The organism is Enterococcus sp. DIV1283b, from assembly GCF_051710965.1.
In the GTDB taxonomy this organism is placed as follows: Bacteria; Bacillota; Bacilli; order Lactobacillales; family Enterococcaceae; genus Enterococcus_B; species Enterococcus_B lactis.
This window is the reverse complement of record NZ_JBIOLR010000001.1, coordinates 2,039,553-2,058,097: the sequence shown is the minus strand read 5'-3', so window position 1 is coordinate 2,058,097 and position 18,545 is coordinate 2,039,553. Positions and strand designations below refer to the sequence as shown.

At 35.3% G+C, this 18,545-nt stretch carries 15 protein-coding genes; 14 read left to right on the top strand and 1 reads right to left on the bottom strand.

All coding sequences use genetic code 11. The annotated features are described in order from the left end of the window. The first annotated feature begins 5 nt into the window (after window positions 1-5). The 14 genes from IGJ53_RS10100 to IGJ53_RS10035 all read left to right on the top strand — a co-directional run bounded on the left by IGJ53_RS10100 (window position 6) and on the right by IGJ53_RS10035 (window position 17,323). Window positions 6-1,226, top strand: a complete 1,221-nt coding sequence (locus IGJ53_RS10100; RefSeq protein ID WP_002289079.1) for an ABC transporter ATP-binding protein — start codon at window positions 6-8, stop codon at window positions 1,224-1,226. Further along, window positions 1,216-2,802, top strand: a complete 1,587-nt coding sequence (locus IGJ53_RS10095; protein WP_002375224.1) for a class I SAM-dependent methyltransferase — start codon at window positions 1,216-1,218, stop codon at window positions 2,800-2,802. The genes IGJ53_RS10100 and IGJ53_RS10095 overlap by 11 nt, the downstream gene beginning before the upstream one ends. A 38-nt stretch (window positions 2,803-2,840) precedes the next feature. After that, a complete protein-coding gene (locus IGJ53_RS10090; protein ID WP_010733396.1) occupies window positions 2,841-4,979 on the top strand; it encodes a glycosyltransferase family 2 protein in 2,139 nt (712 codons plus the stop codon). A gap of 292 nt (window positions 4,980-5,271) precedes the next feature. Further along, on the top strand, window positions 5,272-6,663 hold the full coding sequence (locus IGJ53_RS10085) for a sugar transferase (protein WP_010733397.1): 1,392 nt from the start codon (window positions 5,272-5,274) through the stop codon (window positions 6,661-6,663). 19 nt (window positions 6,664-6,682) lie between these two features. After that, entirely contained in the window at window positions 6,683-7,723 is a 1,041-nt protein-coding gene (locus IGJ53_RS10080) for a glycosyltransferase family 2 protein (protein ID WP_010733398.1), read from the top strand. A 179-nt stretch (window positions 7,724-7,902) separates the two neighbouring features. Then, window positions 7,903-8,775, top strand: a complete 873-nt coding sequence (locus tag IGJ53_RS10075) for a LicD family protein (protein WP_010733399.1) — start codon at window positions 7,903-7,905, stop codon at window positions 8,773-8,775. Beyond that, on the top strand, window positions 8,772-9,473 hold the full coding sequence (locus IGJ53_RS10070; RefSeq protein ID WP_002310302.1) for an IspD/TarI family cytidylyltransferase: 702 nt from the start codon (window positions 8,772-8,774) through the stop codon (window positions 9,471-9,473). Before IGJ53_RS10075 ends, IGJ53_RS10070 begins: the two co-directional genes overlap by 4 nt. Window positions 9,474-9,480: 7 nt before the next feature. Further along, window positions 9,481-10,548, top strand: coding sequence for an NAD-dependent epimerase/dehydratase family protein (locus IGJ53_RS10065; protein ID WP_080114461.1), 1,068 nt, complete (start codon window positions 9,481-9,483; stop codon window positions 10,546-10,548). Continuing rightward, window positions 10,541-11,518 carry a glycosyltransferase family 2 protein gene (locus IGJ53_RS10060; protein WP_010733401.1) on the top strand — a complete coding sequence of 326 codons (978 nt, stop codon included), beginning with the start codon at window positions 10,541-10,543 and terminating at the stop codon, window positions 11,516-11,518. The genes IGJ53_RS10065 and IGJ53_RS10060 overlap by 8 nt, the downstream gene beginning before the upstream one ends. Window positions 11,519-11,533: 15 nt before the next feature. Continuing rightward, window positions 11,534-12,916: an O-antigen ligase family protein gene (locus tag IGJ53_RS10055; protein WP_010733402.1), complete on the top strand. Its 1,383-nt coding sequence runs from the start codon at window positions 11,534-11,536 to the stop codon at window positions 12,914-12,916. Between the two features lie 8 nt (window positions 12,917-12,924). Continuing rightward, window positions 12,925-13,752, top strand: a complete 828-nt coding sequence (locus tag IGJ53_RS10050) for a LicD family protein (protein ID WP_010733403.1) — start codon at window positions 12,925-12,927, stop codon at window positions 13,750-13,752. 24 nt (window positions 13,753-13,776) lie between these two features. After that, entirely contained in the window at window positions 13,777-14,751 is a 975-nt protein-coding gene (locus IGJ53_RS10045) for a glycosyltransferase (protein ID WP_438750167.1), read from the top strand. A 2-nt stretch (window positions 14,752-14,753) separates the two neighbouring features. Next, complete coding sequence (locus IGJ53_RS10040) at window positions 14,754-16,178, top strand: lipopolysaccharide biosynthesis protein (protein WP_010733405.1); 1,425 nt, start codon at window positions 14,754-14,756, stop codon at window positions 16,176-16,178. Window positions 16,179-16,375: 197 nt separating this feature from the next. Then, window positions 16,376-17,323: an NAD-dependent epimerase/dehydratase family protein gene (locus IGJ53_RS10035; protein ID WP_010733406.1), complete on the top strand. Its 948-nt coding sequence runs from the start codon at window positions 16,376-16,378 to the stop codon at window positions 17,321-17,323. A gap of 38 nt (window positions 17,324-17,361) precedes the next feature. Here the strand turns inward: IGJ53_RS10035 and IGJ53_RS10030 are convergent, their stop codons facing one another. After that, the gene (locus tag IGJ53_RS10030) at window positions 17,362-18,522 is read right to left on the bottom strand and encodes a serine hydrolase domain-containing protein (protein WP_010733407.1); all 1,161 of its coding nucleotides are present in this window, start codon (window positions 18,520-18,522) and stop codon (window positions 17,362-17,364) included. Between the last annotated feature and the right edge of the window lie 23 nt (window positions 18,523-18,545).

Below are 18,545 nucleotides of genomic sequence, written 5' to 3'. Positions count from 1 at the left end.
TAGCTATGACAGAATATGCAATTAGACTAAAAGATATCACAAAATCTTATAATATGTACGCAAAACCGTCGGATCGATTTCGTGAAGCACTTAATCCTTTTAAGAAATCCTATCATGATGTGTTTTATGCGTTGAAAAACGTGAATGTAGAAATAAAAAAAGGTGAGATGATCGGTTTCGTTGGAGAAAATGGATCCGGAAAATCTACGATGTTGAAAATCATTACAGGGGTACTGACACCAACATCCGGTACGATGGAAATCGAAGGGAAAATCTCTGCTTTGCTAGAACTAGGTTCAGGATTCAATCCTGAGTATTCTGGCTATGAAAATATCTATTTAAATGGAATGGTACTAGGCTTTTCAAGAGAAGAAGTCGATGAAATGGTCGATGATATCATTGAATTTGCTGACATCGGCGACCATATTTATCAACCTGTAAAAACTTATTCAAGCGGGATGTTCGTTCGTCTAGCTTTTGCTGTAGCAATCAATGTGAATCCTGATATTTTGATTGTTGATGAAGCATTGGCAGTAGGAGACCTTGAATTTCAACTAAAATGTATGGAAAAATTTACAGAAATCAAGAACTCGGGAAAGACGATTTTATTCGTTTCTCATGATATCAGTTCGATTCGCCGTTTTTGTGATCGTTCCTATTGGTTGAAAAACGGAGAAGTCGTCGAATATGGCGATACGATGGAAGTAACGACGAATTATGAAAACTTTTTAAAGAAAAAATCAGTTAAAACAGTGGATCGGAATAAAAACCAAGTAGAACGGTTCGCCGCTCCAGATATCGTCGACGTGACGAAAGCGGAATTGTTGGATAAAGACAAAAATCCGGTGGATATGCTGGAACAAGGAGAAAAACTATACGTTAAAGTAACTTATGAAGTAAAAGATGATACAATCAAAAATCCGGTTTTAGGAATTGCGCTACGAACAGTCGACAATTTTTATGTGTGCGGACTTAATACTCTACTAGATGGTATCAAGATTCCTTGGAAAAAAGGAGAGAATATCTTTTATCTGGAGTATGAAAAGTTAGGTTTGTTAGCTGGTGAATATTATTTTGACGTTGCGGTCTTTGAAGAAAATGCAACGGTTCCTTTGGTATATAAGACAAAGTACATGAACTTGTTTGTCAGCGGTTCTTATATCGGAGAAGGCATCGTGGTCTTAGACCATAAATGGGAAGAAGGGACTCATAGCAATGAAATATGATTTTGAAATGGACCTAGATGAACAAAGCAGTGTGGGAAAAATTGCCGCACAGATCAAACCAGGAAGTAAAGTTTTAGAGTTTGGTCCCGGAAACGGCCGATTAACGAAACATTTAATCGGAGCAAAACAATGTGAAGTGAGCATTGTTGAGTTAGATAAGGAATTGTTCGATTTTGTCAGCGAATTTGCTCAAGATGGATTTTATGGTGATATCGAAAGTTTTGAGTGGGCAAACTATTATGCTGGACAGACATTTGATTATGTCTTGTTTGCGGATGTTTTAGAACATTTGGTAGATCCTGGAAAAACATTGAAGAAAGTCAGAGAATTTTTGAATGAAGAAGGAGAGATCCTGATTACATTCCCTAACCTGGCGCATAATTCTGTCATGATCGATTTGTTCAATAACCAATTGCCGTGGGCTTCTTATGGTCTTCTAGATGAAACCCATAATTCTTTTTATACTCATGATGGCTTCCAAAAAGTTTTTGAAAAAGCGGGATTATTCATTAATATTGAAGATTACTTGTACTTAGCTGTAGGTGATACAGAATTAAAATCAACTTATGAAGAATTGCCGGAAGCTGTACGCTATGATTTCAAAATGCGACCATTTGGTGAAGTCTACCAATACTTTTTCTCATTGATGAAACATCCAGTAGCACAAAGTTCCATTGCACAGCCACAAAATTCTAATTATGTAAAAGTGTTAGAAGTAACCCAGCAAACGAAACAAGATGAAACAATCCAACAAATACCATTCAATAATTTCACAGGGGAAAATGAGACACTAAGTTTCCCCGTATCAGAAACAACGGAAAGAATGGTATTTCGCTTCGCGCAACAACCTAGCTTTATCGAATTCAGCGCAGAAGCTGCTGGAGAAAAACTCACATTTATTGATTCAAATGCTGTAGTCAAAACAGTAAATGATTGTTATTTGTTTGATGGGAAAGAATTACCAGAGTTCGTTCTAACGGATATTTCTGGAAAAGAAGTGACGATCCATTGTCACTATCGCTTTATCGGGGAATTGACACCAACAATGAAAGAATTGTTGGAAACGATTCGTCCCATGGCTGAAGTCACAAAGCAGCTTTCTGAGAAAAATGATGAATTAGAAAGAGAAAATCATCATCTTCTTGAGGAAAATACAAGACTAGTCCATACGTTAAAAACAACCACAAATCGCTATTGCACATTGTTGGAAAGTGATGAATGGACAATCAAACATAGACTAGGACGACGTAAGAAAGAAACATCGAAAAAAATCCAAGAAAAAGAGCTTTCTATATGTATTGACGAGAAAATCTGGGATGCAGAAACAAAAATATTAAAAATTATCGGATGGGGAATCGCTAATTCGGATCGCCAGCCATTGTCCTATAAGTTATCAGCTGACCAATCGCCATTTTTCGAAGCAATTCCTGTTTCACGAGAAGAAGTCAATCAAGCAGAACAGCTCGCAAAAGGAACAGAAGCGGGATTTGAATTACGAATCCTTTGCGAGCAAGAACGTTCATTCTTAGTGGAAGCAGTGGCTCAAAATGGTCAATCATGGATCATTGAAATGTAAATAATGATTAACTTATAAAGATAAGGAGTAAACGAATCGTGCAAAAAAAAGAAATTGCCGTATTTATCGATCAAATCACTCGTGAACGGGCCACTGGCGATTTGCTTATTGTGGGCTGGGCAATTGATGAAGTGACCAAAGAAATCCCTACGATAAAGGTAGAAAAAGAAAATGTGATTGCTGAAGCAACACATGTCGTAAGATTGGATATCAATCATTTATATAATCTTGATGTTAAGACCCAAAGCGGTTTTAAGGTACGTTTATCGGGGAAAATGAGAGGAAAAGCAATCTTAGACTTCCAAACAGCGAGACATCAAAATGGCATAGCTGTGAAATTAAACGGTAAATACCCTTATGATGACGGCATTGAATCTTCATGGGAAAGAAAAAAAAGATTACTGAAAAAAGGGATAAATTATGCAAGGACTCATGGCGTAAAAAAAGCGATCCGCCGAGTCAAACTGGAATTGAAGCCAGGATCGATCGACTATGCAGAATGGATCAGTCGTCATGAGAAACCAGATCTGAAAGAGCAAAGGAAAGAAGCACAAGGATTTGCGTACCGTCCATTGATTTCCATACTTATGCCTGTCTATAACGTTGAAATCAAATGGCTCGAAAAATGCATTGATTCGGTACTGGATCAAACGTATGATCATTGGGAACTATGTATCAGTGATGATGCTTCTACTGATCCAGCTATCCGAAAGTGCCTGGAATCCTATCAAGCAAAAGATGATAGAATCAAAGTCGTTTTCCGAAAAGAAAATGGACACATCAGTCTGGCAACTAATTCTGCATTGGAAATGGCAGAAGGAGAGTTTATAGCACTCTTAGATAATGATGATGAATTACCGCCATTTGCATTATATGAAGTGGCAAAAGTGCTAAACGTACATCCAGAACTGGATTTGATCTACAGTGACGAAGATAAAATCGATGCAGATGGCAATCGCTTTGATCCGCACTTCAAAGCAGACTGGTCTCCTGATACATTGATGGGAAATAATTATATCTCTCACTTAGGCGTATATCGAACAAGCATTGTTAAAGAACTTGGCGGTTTCCGTAAAGGCTATGAAGGTTCTCAAGATTATGATTTGGTCCTTCGTGTGACAGAACAAATCCCTGAAGATCATATTTACCACATTGACCGAGTCTTGTATCATTGGCGGACGATCCCAGGATCAACTGCAAGTAATGGCGAAGCCAAAAGTTATATCTATGATTCCGGAGTGAAAGCATTGACAGATGCCCTGTTTAGAAGGAACATCAAAGGAAGCGTACGTCCTGGCAGAATTTCTGGATTTTATGAGATTACTTATGACGTCTTGCAAGAGGATTTGGTCAGTGTGATCATTCCAACGAAGAATGGCTATGAAGATTTAAAAACTTGTGTGGATTCGATCATCGAAAAAACGTCTTATTCAAATTATGAAATCATTATTGCGGATAATGGAAGTACAGATCCAAAAATGCAAGAATTATTTGCAGAATACAAGCATCAGCTGAAAGATCGCTTTATCGTAGAATTGATTGACATTCCATTCAATTATTCTCGAATCAACAATTTAGCAGCAGAAAAAGCAAACGGCAAATACTTTTTATTCTTGAATAACGATACAGAAGTGATTGAGCCAGATTGGATGACGGCGATGGTTTCTTATGCACAGTTTGATCGAATCGGCTGTGTAGGAGCAAAACTGTTTTATCCAGATGATACAACGCAGCATGCAGGAGTATTATTAGGAATCGGTGGTGTTGCAGGGCATGCATTGAATAACTATGATCGAACACATTGTGGTTATTTCGGCCGATTGGTCATTGACGTCAATTACTTAGCAGTCACTGCAGCTTGTATGATGGTCAAGGCAGCTGACTTCAATGCTGTCAATGGATTTGATGAAACATTAGAAGTAGCATTCAACGATGTTGATTTGTGCTTGAAAGTTTATGAACTGGGTCGTTACAATGTCTATGCACATCAAGCAGAATTGTACCATTTCGAATCTAAATCAAGAGGTTATGAAGATACACCAGAAAAACAAAGACGTTTTGCTGGGGAAATCAAAAAAATGCAAGATAAGTGGCCTTCTTATATTGCTCATGACCCATTTTATAACGATAATCTAACTAAAGAAGGAATCGGCGATTTTTCGTTGAGACCTGATTGATCAAAGAACTGTATTTTCATTTTTATTGATGAAAATACAGTTCTTTTAATTTAATTATATGAATATTGTAACTTGTGACCGAAGAGATGATAGGAAGAACACCCATTCAGTAGGAAGCGTGGGATACGGTTTTTGTACAACTCTCTGTTAGGCAGAAATACACATATAAGCCTACAATAGTTGCCTTTTCTAGTTTCTTTTAATTTCCTTTACAATTTGGTTATTCACTAGGTTTTTAAACTTTGCTATGGTAAGATGATAGAGGCATTATTTTATGGTTAGGAGTGTATATATGAATAAAAATGGGGAGTGGAATGCGGCACGCAGGATATTCATTATCATCATGGATGTACTTGTATTGAATGTGTCGATCTATCTTAGCTTTTTGCTGAAGTTCCAAGGAGAAGTCCCAGCAAGAAACTTAGAGACCTTTCAGCATTCAGCAGTTTTTATTTCCATTATCTTTATTGCGTTGAATATTTTGTTAGGAGCTTATGTATTCTATAACCGAATGATCAGTGATATCGTCTTCATTACTGTTATTGGACAGGTGCTGATAGCATTGGGGATCATGGTGGTTACTTTTGCTGGACGTTGGTTTGCATTTCCGCGTGGCGTCATCGTGCTCTCGTTTATACTTGGCACGATATTACTTAGCGTTTATCGGATAGTCGTTTACAAACTATACTTAAGAGTCAGTCGTGATAAGAAAGTACTTATCGTAGGTTTGGAGAAAGATGTCGCACCAGCGATCCAAAACTTTCAATCTAAGAAAAACAACAAACATAAGGTTGAAGCAGTAGTCATCGACAAGTATTACGAAAACACGAAAAAATTGATTGATGACATCGATATTGTCTACTTGGCTTCAAAAATCCCAGAAGATGAAAAAATCAATATTTATCAATTAGTGACTAAAAAAGAGAAGAAGCTGTTTTTAAATACAACTTTTGAAAATTTAACGATGATCAATCCGAACATTATGAATTTCGAAGATGAAAGTATCATTGAAGCTTCCGGTTTCAAAATTCAGCCGGAATATGAATTATTCAAACGTCTCTTTGATATCATCGTTTCGCTTATTTTACTGATTCTCGCTTCACCCTTTATGCTAATCACAGCGATTTTGGTAAAAACAACTTCACCTGGACCAATTATTTATAAACAAGTACGTATTACGAAAAATCAAAAGGAATTTTCAATCTATAAATTTCGTTCCATGAGTGCAACAGCTGAAGCAAAATCAGGACCAGTCTTGGCAAAGAGCAATGATGCCCGTGTGACACCAGTAGGCAAATTTATCCGTGCCGTACGTTTTGACGAATTACCTCAAATCTTTAATGTATTGAAAGGCGATATGTCGATCGTCGGACCACGTCCAGAAAGACCATTTTTCGTTGATCAGTTCAATGAAGAAAATCCTTATTATTATTTAAGACACAATGTACGTGCAGGGATTACCGGATATGCACAAGTATACGGAAAATATGTATCAGATTATAATAGTAAACTACGTTTTGATTTGTTGTATATCAAAAAGTATTCCTTACTATTAGATTTGAAGATTTTACTTCAAACAATCAAAATCTTATTTGATAAGATGTCCTCACAAGGACTAGATGAAGATGAAAATATCAGTTCATTAGCAGAAATCGACTTTTCACAAGAGAAAATTTATCGCTAAGCTGGAGGAAAGAAATGAAATGAGCCATCCGATATTTAGTATAATTGTTCCAGTTTATAATGCCGAAGACACGATCGTTCATACAATAGAAGTTTTAAAAAATCTGGCATTTGAAGAATATGAAGTGATTTTGGTCAATGACGGGTCAACTGACAAAACAGAGCAGCTGATTCAGTCAGCTATCCAAGGAGATAGTCATTTTCAACTTTTTACAACCGAAAATCAAGGACCTGGACTTGCTCGAAATGAAGGCATCAAGCAATCTACAGGGAAATATGTATTATTTTTCGATGCAGACGATGAGCCAGTCAAGGAAATTTTGGCAGATTATCAGCAGTTGTTTGAACAGTATCCTGAAGCAGATTTGCTTATCAGTTCTTTTACATTCCGCACGCTAAGCGGGGAAGAAATCATTTCGGAAAAGGACTATCTTGTTCCAGAATACCAATATACAAATCATGAACAGTTCGTGGATGATATGTATCATCTGATGAATCAGCAACTGATGTATGTGGTTTGGAACAAATGTTACAAGAGGGAACTCTTGATGGAAAAACAGATTCTATTCAAAAATTACAGCAGTTGTGAAGACCGTATCTTCAATTTGAACTATTATGAACATTGTCAGCAAGTAATATTGAATCCAAGAATCGAGTATATCTATCATTTTGAAGGTGGAAAAGGGATAACCAACCAATACAAACCGAATAAATTTGAAACCTTTAAAGAATTTTATGAATTAGCAAATGTCGTGACAAGTGATAAAGACAAACCAGGTATGGCTTCTCTTCTTTTAAAAGGAACAACCTCTGTCATTTTTTCTATTTATGAGAATTCTGAGCGAACTGCCAAAGAAAAAAGAGAAGAAGCTATGCATATCTTGAATGATCCAGCCATCCAAGAAGCTAAAAAGGTTGCATTGACTGATTCCAGCGCGAAAAAAGTAACAAAATGGCTGTATAATTTGCCAGCTCCTCTCTTATTATCTGCGGTGAAAGCCGGCAGCTTTGTGGAAGTGAAAATGCCAAGCATCATGGCATTGTTGAAGAGAGTTTATTAAAAAAGTCGGAATAAGGGGTTGTGACTGTCTTTTGTCACAACCCTTTTAAAAACAAAAAATAGCTGTTTATCTATCCGTTTTCAGTCAGTAAAGAAAGAACCACTTGCATAAGATTGAAAACCGCCTCTATTTATGAGAAAATAGGGAAGATTAATAAAAGAATGGTTGAGGCAACTATAATGTACAGTACAGATCCTGAATTAAAAAAAATTCAAAAAGTAAATCTCGAAATGGCACAATACTTTGTAGATTTTTGTAAAAGTCACGATTTGTTGTGTTATTTTTGTGGTGGCGGCGCAATCGGAGCAATTCGACATAAAGGTTTTATCCCCTGGGATGATGATTTAGATTTTTTCATGCCTAGAAGGGATTATGATCGCTTAGCTGAATTATGGGAAACCGGCCCACAAAAAGATAAATTTGTTTTATTAAGACCAACTCTGACGAATCACGATCGGAACTCCTTTACAACTATCCGTAACGTCCAAACGACCTTTATCAAAACGTACCAGGAAGATTTAGATATCCCTCATGGTATCCAATTAGATATTTTTCCGTTAGATACTGCACCTGAAAAGCAAGCAGAACGGAAAAAGCAAAAGATATGGGCAATGATCTATGCGATTTATCGAAGTCAGCAAGTACCCCAAAACCATGGGAAAGCAATGGAATTAGCTGGAAAGTTATTGTTAAATAGCGTACCCGCAAAAACGAAGTATAAAATATGGAGATATGCTGAAAAGCAGATGACCAAATACAATGATAACCCGACGAATTTCGTTACAGAACTTTGTGTCGGTCCACGATATATGGGAAATGTTTATCCTGCAAAAGACTTTGAATCTGCTGTGTGGGTACCATTCGAAGATACAGAGATGCCAGTACCAATTGGCTATGATCATTATTTAAGTCAAGTTTTTGGCGACTATATGCAGCTTCCACCTGAAAAAGATCAGGTTTCTCACCATGAAGCAGTTTATATTGACCCAGAACATTCATACAAAATGTACAAAGGAAAATATTATTTAACTAAAGGAGCAGAAAAAAAATGATTACAGCTATTATTATTGCCGGCGGTGTCGGTAAACGTATGGGACAAGATATCCCAAAACAGTTCATTACAATTGAAGGTAAACCTATTATTATCTATACGTTAGAATCATTTCAAAAACATCCACAGGTCGATCGGATTTTAGTCGTTTGTAAATCTGGCTGGGAAGAAACGATGTGGGCGTATATCAAAGAATTCAACATTAGCAAGGTCCAATGGGTCATTACAGGGGGATCAAAAGGACAAGAGTCGATCAATAATGGTGTCCAGTTTTTGAAAGATTACTCTGAAGACGATGATACGATCATCATCCATGATGGTATCCGTCCACTAGTAGACGAACTAGTATTGTCAGATGTAATCGTTAAATGTAAAGAATTTGGTAATGGCGTAACCTCTCTACCTTACAATGAACAAATTTTTATCAAGAAAACAGAAGAAACGACGGAACAGTATGTCGATCGTAACACATTGCGGCGTGTCTCAACTCCACAAGCTTATCAATACGGAAAACTACGGGCAGCATATGACCGAGCAGTGAAAGAAGACATTGGTATGACTGATTCTTCTTATACGAATACCATGATGGTAGATTTAGGAGAAACTTTATATTTTGCTGCTGGTTCTGATAAAAATATCAAATTGACAACAACAGATGATCTAGAATTGTTCAAAGCATATTTAAAAATGAAAGACTAGGAGAAAGATGATGACGTTGATTAAACAACCAATGTACCAAGAAGATTTGGCAAAAGTGATCAATCATACACCAAAAATAAAACAGCTACATGGCAAATCCGTTCTGATGATTGGCGCTTCGGGAATGATCGGCTCTTTTTTGATTGATACGTTGATGGCTGCTAATGAACAACTAGACATCAAAATCAAAGTATATGCTATGGGCAGAAACCGTCAGAAGCTTGAAAAAAGGTTTGCCAGTTATCTTTCCTTAGATACTTTCGAAATTGTTGAAGGTGACGTCACAGAACCCTTACCAAAAGAAATTCAAGCTGACTATTTGATACACGGTGCAAGTAACACACATCCTAAGGCTTACGCAACTGATCCAATCGGTACGATCATGACTAATCTTGCAGGTACAGAGCAAGTATTGAAACATGCAGTAGCAACCCAGCCTGAGAGAGTATTATTTTTATCAACGGTAGAAATCTATGGCGAAAATCGAGGCGATATAGAAAAATTCACAGAAGATTACTGCGGGTATATCGATTGTAATACACTGAGAGCAGGCTACCCTGAAGGAAAAAGAGTCAGTGAATCATTATGCCAAGCCTACATCGCAAAACACGACCTCGACATCGTGATTCCAAGGCTCTGCCGTACGTTTGGTCCGACAATGCTTTTATCTGATACGAAAGCATCCTCACAATTTATTTTAAATGCAGTCGAACAAAAGGATATTGTTTTAAAAAGTGAAGGAAATCAATATTTTTCGTATGTTTATGTTGGAGATGCTGTTTCTGCTATTCTTCATTTACTGCTTGAAGGAGAAAAAGGAGAGGCGTACAATGTTTCTTCAGAAAACTTTGATTTACGACTAAAAGAATTAGCACAACAGCTAGCTGATATCAGCGGCAAACAAGTAATTTTTGAATTGCCGGATGAGATTGAACAAAAAGGTTTTTCAAAAGCTAGCACAGCGATACTTGATAACAAGAAAATCAAAGAAAATGGTTGGTATCCAATATTTGAATTGAAAGAATCATTGATACACACAGTAGAATTAGTTAAAGGTGAGAAGCAAAATGTGTGAGATTAGTATTATCATGACGGTTTTTAATGTAGAAAAGTATTTAGCTAAAGCAATTGATTCTGTTTTGTTACAAACATTTGCTGACTTTGAGTTAATTCTTGTAGATGACGGGTCCTCTGACCGTTCGGGGGAAATATGCGATGAATATCAGCAAAGAGACAAGCGCATAAAAGTAATACATCAACCAAATAGTGGTGTCAGCTCAGCCAGAAATACTGGTTTAGAAAATGCACAAGGAAAATTTATCGGTTTTGTTGATAGTGATGATTATATTGAATCTGACATGTATGAATTTCTATATAATAACTTGCTTGAAGAAAAAGCGGATTTATCTATCTGCGGAATCTACGATGTTTATGAAGGTAAAGAACCTCAGGCAAAGACACCTGGTCATTACGTATTAACAAAAAACGAAACTGTTAAAATGATATTGGAAGCAAAAGTGATATCTGTCCATCCGGTAAATAAATTATATAAAAAAGAATTATTTAATCATATAAGATATCCAATTGGAAAAATTACAGAAGATGGGGCAGTAATGTTCCATTTGTTAGAAAATGTAGAAAAAGTTGTCGTAGATATGACACCTAAATACTATTATTACCATAGAACGAATAGTATTACGACTTCTCCTTATTCCGAAAAAGATCTGAGTACAATAGAAGCTTGGGAAATGAATGAGAAGTATATTGCAACGAATTATCCTGAATATTCAGATATTGCACATACTAGAGTTTGTTGGGCATATTTCATTGTCTTAGATAAAATAATGATTAGTCATGCTGAGAAAAAAAGTACTGTTACGAAACAAATTGTTAATTTTTTAAGGAAAAACTATACTTTTATACTACGTAGTCCATATTTCACTAGAAACAGAAAAATAGCTGCAACTGTATTGCAGTTGAATGTGAGATTGTATAAGAAACTTGCAATTTTGGAAGATGAGAAATACAAAAGTAAAAATAGTTAGGTGAGTGTGTAAAAAATGGATTCTGTTAAGTTTCATAAATACTCAGAATATAGTAAAAAAGGGTTTATTTTAATATTTGGGATAGCACTGATTATTCGTATCATCAATTACTACAGTCTGATTCCCTCAAAATATGATACCTTGCTGTTTACACTGATTACGGTATGGGCAGCATTAATCACTGCAGTAGATATATTTACTAAGAATTTTAGCTTGAAAAAAGCAGATTACCTGCTTCTAGCTTTCATACTAGCCATACTATTATCCACATTTTTAAACGGTCCATCCGGAATCGTCGATAATATCAAGTTAGTAATTTGGCAGTTTATTTATCTCTTTGTCGTTTTTCGAATAGGTAGGGAGGACCATTTCAAACAAATCATTCCTATGTTTGAAAAAATATTGCTTGCTTGTTGGAATCTCTTAGCTCTTATCTCTTTAGGAATGTTTGCGTTAAATTATTCCTACGTACAGGAGTTAGATAAATTCTATAATGGGTTTAGAGCAGGATTTGTCGAGAACCGTTTGTATGGTGTTTTTTCTGACCCTAATTTTGCCGGTGCAACTTCTGTAGCAGTTATTTTTCTTGCTGTAAAGCTATTAATGACGAATAAAAACAAAATGGCAAAAATTTATAGCATAGTTACGATCCTTCTTCAATTTGCTTACATCATTTTGTCTGGATCAAGAACAGCAGAGATTGCTTTGGTATTGTGTGCTTATTTTGCTATCTTCTTTATTGTCTATAACCGATTTGGGAAGACGATTGCTTCTAAATTATTATTGGCAGTAATCTGTGGGATTATTGGAACTGGAGCTGTTTTAGGAATTGCTGAAGCAGGGAAATATGCTGCCCCTAAATTGATCAATATAACAGCAAGATATGTTCCTAGAAAGTCTGAAAATCCGGATAAAAATCAGAATTCTATCAGTTTAAAACGGGATGATGTTGTAAATAAGGACGATGTGTCTAATAATCGTTTTGCTTTATGGAAAAGTTCGTTTGAGATTTTTCAAAGTAGTCCGCTTGTCGGGAGTTCACCTCGTAATTTGGTTAATTATGCTCAAAAAGAATTACCGAATACGTTCATTGCAACAAAAAAACAAACTTCCCATAATTTTATCTTCTATTTATTAGCAACAACAGGTCTGTTAGGGACTATACCGCTACTTGTATTTCTTGGAATTAAGATTTGGAATACATTGCGACAACTATTTATGCGTACTATAAAAGACTACGATTCGTATGTATTAAATACCATGGCAGTACTTGCAATTTTGATTTCAGCTATGTTTTTAACAGAACTCGTTTTAGTAAATAAAATAGGAAGTTTTATTTTCTGGTTGTATTTAGGCGGAATTTCTGCATTTGAATACACTAAAGTAAAAGGTGAGTGAATAATAAAATGAAAAAACTAACGAATGAAGATATCCAGCGTATAAGCGTAGATATCTTAGTATATATTGACAAATTATGTAGAGAACACAATATTGATTATTCTATCTTTTACGGGAGTCTGATTGGTGTTGAACGACATAAGGGGTATATTCCGTGGGATGATGATTTAGACATCGTCTTAACAAGGCCCAACTATGAACGACTACTTGAGTTGCTCAAAAAACAAGAAGACTATCTTCTTTTAAGTCCGGAAAACACTGAGAATTATCGTTATGCGTTTGCCAAATTAGTTGATAAGCATACAAAAGCGGTAAGCAAGCAATATTATAATAGTGAGGATGAAAATCTTGGCGTTTATGTCGATATTTTCCCTATTGATGGGTTCCCAACAGATTTGAATGAACGTAAAAAATTTGGTGAACTTTGCGAATTATATCGAGCGAATATGGTTTTTTCTTTGAATCACTCTTATGCTATTTCACGTTCTTGGCTGAAAGCTAAAGCTAAAAGAATTTTATACTATCCAAAATATCGTAAATTACTTCGCCAAGGGGATTATAACTACTGGAAAAATAAATATGAATCTCTAGTAACAAAATATCCGTTTGAAGAAGCAGAATTCTGTGGATATATGGAATTCATCAACATCTATTGGGGTGTTTTTCCAACTGACTGGTTCAAAGAATATGAAGATGTAGAATTTGAAGGACATACTTTTATGGCTATTAAAGAAAGAGATAAATTCTTGACTCTTAGATATGATAACTATATGAAATTACCGCCTGAAGAAGAAAGAGTCACACATCATCCATACGATTTTTATTTTAAGGATTAAGAAGATGAATACGAGGTTTATATAATGAATGAAAAATTAACAACTTCTGTGGTAATGGCTACTTATAATGGTGAAAAGTACATCATAGAGCAATTAGAATCACTTCGTGACCAGACGAAATTAATTGATGAAATTTTGATTTATGATGATGGTTCTCAAGACAAAACAGCAGATTTAATTCGGAAGTTTATTGAAAAAAATAAGCTGGACAACTGGATATTCAAAGTAAATGAGAAAAATCGCGGATGGCGAGATAACTTCATGGAACTTCTTTCTGCAGCTACCAAGGAAATTATATTTACTTGTGATCAAGATGATATATGGTTACCCGATAAAATCGAAAAAATGTGCGCACCATTTGAGAAAAATAAAAATATCTCAGTTTTAGTTTCTGATTATACTGAAATAATTGAAGAGACAGGTAGTTCTGCTAAATTAAGAAAACTTAAGACTATCGACGAAGATGGTGCATCAAAAATAGTCTTTCGCTCAGAAAATATTTTATTGAAAAGACCAGGGTGTGTATTTGCCGTAAAAAAAGAATTTGTTCCAAAAGTACAAGAATACTATACCATAGCCGAAAAATCAGCTCATGATTTAGCAATGTGGGGTGCAGCTTTGATTTTTGATCAATTATACTATTTGCCCATACCTACAATTAAATTTAGAAGACATGGGGATAGTTCATTTCAAAAAGAAGTATCTACTGCAAGAAAACAAAATGGAATCTATGATGGTAGGATTAATACATTAAAAAGATTCAATGTTCGTCTAGATTCAGCAAAAATGTTTATGAAGAAGCAGGAATCTATTGAAAATATAGAACAAAAAGAAATGATTATAGATAAGATGAAGAAAGAAAATCTAATGCGAATCAATATTTTAACAAAGAAAAAATTGAGTTCTGTTTTCGCAAATGCATTTCGCTATAAAAATAAATTTAATTATGCTGCTGATTTATATCATGTCTTAAAATTGAATAAAAGTAAGAGGTCATGAGTATGAATGAAAAAGCAAAATCAGTAGTGAAAAATTTATATTATACAGTAGCCGCAAATTTTGCTACATTAGGTATCTCGATCCTATTAAATTTATTCGTGCCAAAATTATTAGGAGTAACTGAATATAGTTATTGGCAACTATATGTATTTTATTCTTCGTACGTAGGATTTTTGCATTTTGGATGGATCGACGGTATTTACTTAAAAATAGGCGGGGAAGAGTATAAAGATATCGATAAGCGTTCATTAGGTTCGCAATTTTGGTATCTAACGATTTTTGAGTTCTTTGTTTCAATAGCTATAGTTGTTTGGGCTTATTTCTTTATGCCAAACAGTTCCCAATCACTCATTTTAATATTGACAGCTGTCGTTTCAGTGATTACGATTGTCAAAACTTTTATTCTTTATATTTTCCAATCGACGAATCGAATAAAAGAATATGCGCAGCTTTCTCGGAATGATCGATATCTTTATGTCTTATTTATTGCTGTTTACTTTGCTTTAGGCGGCAGAGATTTTTATTGGCTGATCATTATGGATATTGCTTCTAAATTGATCGTGACGCTTTGGGGAATGACTCGAGTCAAAGATATGTTGCAAGTCAATATGATGGGGCTAAAAGAACTTGTCCCTGAAATTTTTGATAATATCAACATCGGTAGTAAGTTAATGTTGAGCAGTATTGCTAGCATGCTCATTATTGGAACTATTCGGTTCTTTGTTCAACAACGATGGTCAATCGAAACTTTCGGTAAACTGTCCTTTACGCTGAGTATTTCAAATATGTTCCTAACATTTGTTAATGCAGTAGGAATTGTTATGTTTCCATTACTAAGAAGGACAAATCAGCAAAGGCTGCCTGAATTATTCCGTGTTTTACGTGATCTATTTGTTCCATTAACATACGGTTTGTTGTTATTTTACGTTCCAGCAAAAATAGTTTTGACCATGTGGCTACCTGAATATACGGAAAGTCTGAATTTTATGGGAATCTTGTTTCCAATCGTTATTTATGAAGGAAGAATGTCTTTGCTTATCAATACGTATTTAAAGACCTTGCGTAAAGAAAAAACGATATTAATGGTCAACGTGATGACGCTATCCTTTTCGTTAGTGGCTTCATTAGTCATTATATTTGTGATAGGTAACTTGAATTTAGCAGTAGGCTTGATATTGTTGAGTCTAGCGTTTCGCTGTAATTTAGCAGAATATTTTCTTTGTCGTGGAATGAAATTACCTGTTGGATACAGACAGTTGGTAGAAACGATTCTGACGATTGCTTTTATTTTTAGTAACATCTGGTTTGGCGGTGACTTTATTAGTCTAGGTATCTATAGCTTGATTTATGTGATTTATTTGCTATATGTACATCGCAGCTTCCTTGCTAGCTTTGGCGAATTTCGCTTGTTATTAAAAGAACGTTAAGCTATATTGAAATATAAAATAATGCAGAGTAGGTTCGGCTAGAATTTGCTCTGCTGTTTTTATATTTTTGAAGCGATTAATTTGTAGAATTCGGCTATCAGTCTATTTAGACTGTGTATTCTTTATATAGTTTTTCTTGGCTAAAAATGATAAACTAACTGTATTAAGTATGAGAATGCATAATTGGAGTGAAACTTGTGGATACTATATTGATTACTGGCGGAGCTGGTTTTATCGGTTCAACGCTAGCGAATTATTTGGGAAAAGAAAACAAAATCGTAGTAGTCGACGATTTATCAATGGGAAAAAAAGAAAACTTGGATATGGATAAACAAGTGACTTTCATTGAGGGGGATGTATCAGATCCTCAATTGATGGAAAGAATCATGAAAGAATATCAGTTTGCCTATATTTTTCATCTAGCTGCTGTAGCTAGTGTGGCAGATTCTGTAGAACGGCCTGTAGAAACACATCGTGTAAATTTTGACAGTGCGCTTTTATTGCTTGAATTAGCACGGAAATATCAATCTGATTTAAAACGATTAGTATTTAGTTCATCAGCTGCAGTTTATGGTGATGAACCAACACTGCCAAAAAAAGAAGAATCAGTCATCCGTCCTTTAACACCATATGCTATCGATAAATTTGCAGCAGAGCAGTATTTTTTAGATTATCATCATTTGTATGATGTTCCAACAAGTGCTGTCCGATTTTTTAACGTTTATGGTCCAAATCAAAATCCGAACTCTCCATATAGCGGAGTCATTTCGATTCTAGTGGACCGATACAAAAAACAATTGGTAGGAGAAAAAGCAGAATTTACTTTATTTGGTGATGGGAGCCAATCTAGAGACTTCGTTTATATAGAAGATGTTATACAAGCACTTTTACTTGTTGCCAAGGAAGAAAAAGCTTTAGGACAGCAATTCAATGTCGGTACAGGAAAAAGCACTACGCTACTTGAATTGATTCATTCAATTGATCAAATCTTAGGAACTGAGCTAGCGCTTAAATATGAAGCGGAGCGTTCAGGGGATATTCGTGATTCTTTAGCAGATATTTCAAAAATTCGTTCTTTAGGCTATCAGCCTAAATTTGATATATTGAGCGGAATGGAACGGTATTTAAAGTCAGAAATCAACTAAAACAAAAACCAGCAAGATGCTGGTTTTTTTGTTTCGACTTAGCTTTTTAAATTAACACCTTCCATCAGTTCATAAATCTGATTTCTTAAATCAGTGGCCGGCAATTTGATGTTCTTATCCGATTGGATATTACTTTCCATGACGATTGCATCTTTAGTGTCTTTTTTCATCGCTACTACTGCATGGAATCGATTGATATTTCCCTGAGCAAGGATATAATCATTTCCACTGTAAACACCGCCGCTGTAAGGATGTTTATCACCATTATTTTGCCACAAGGAGAAAAGTAGTTCTTTTGGTATGATACCGCCAGAAAGAACACTGGTAAAGAATTTGTTCAAGTCATAAACAGACATACTTATGTTTCCTGTGCCTAATTCATTTCGGATGTCGGTTTCAGGTTCGATCAATGCTTTTGAATAATCGTCAGTTGCAGACATCTGGTAAGATACAGCATGTTGAGGCGAATTTTTTACATTGTCATAAAAATCTGTATGTTCTAGATGGAGAGGACGAATGATTTCTTTCTTTAGAAGAGTTTCATAAGGCTGATTCGTTAGTTTGATCAATATCCCTGTAAGCAATGTATAATTCAATGGTTCATAATGATACGTATCATAATCAGTAAGTTTCAAATGATGAAGGGCGAACTGAATGATTTCACTATCCGACATAGGTTTGTCGGGAGAAGCAGTTCGATGAAGACCAGAGCGCATATAAAGCATATTTTTGATTGTGATTTGCTGACTCCCAGGAATCTGAGGATAAAATTCAGCTAACTTTGTGTCAAAAGTTAACTTGCCAGTTTGGATTTGTTTTAGTATCAGTAAAGCAGTCATTGCTTTTTGAATCGAACCGATTTGATAGTAAATGGAAGGTGAATTCGGTTCTTTTACGCGCAGATTTGCGTATCCATATCCTTTTTCTAATAGTACGCGATTATTTTTGCGTACATAAATCGAACCGATATAATCTGATTTTTGTAGTAATTGATCAATTTTGCTAGCAAGCATCTGCTCATCGGGCGTTAAATTGGAAGTAAGTTGTGCTGGCTCCGTTTCATAAGTTTGGGACTGAGGTGTTTTTGTTAATTGACCTCCTATAATGATGCCTGTTGAAAAGAAGCTGACAGACAATAATAAAATTACAAGAAAAGAAATAGAAATTTTTTGTTTTTTTCGATGTTTTCCTTTTGACATGTTAATTCCTTTCTATCCATTTT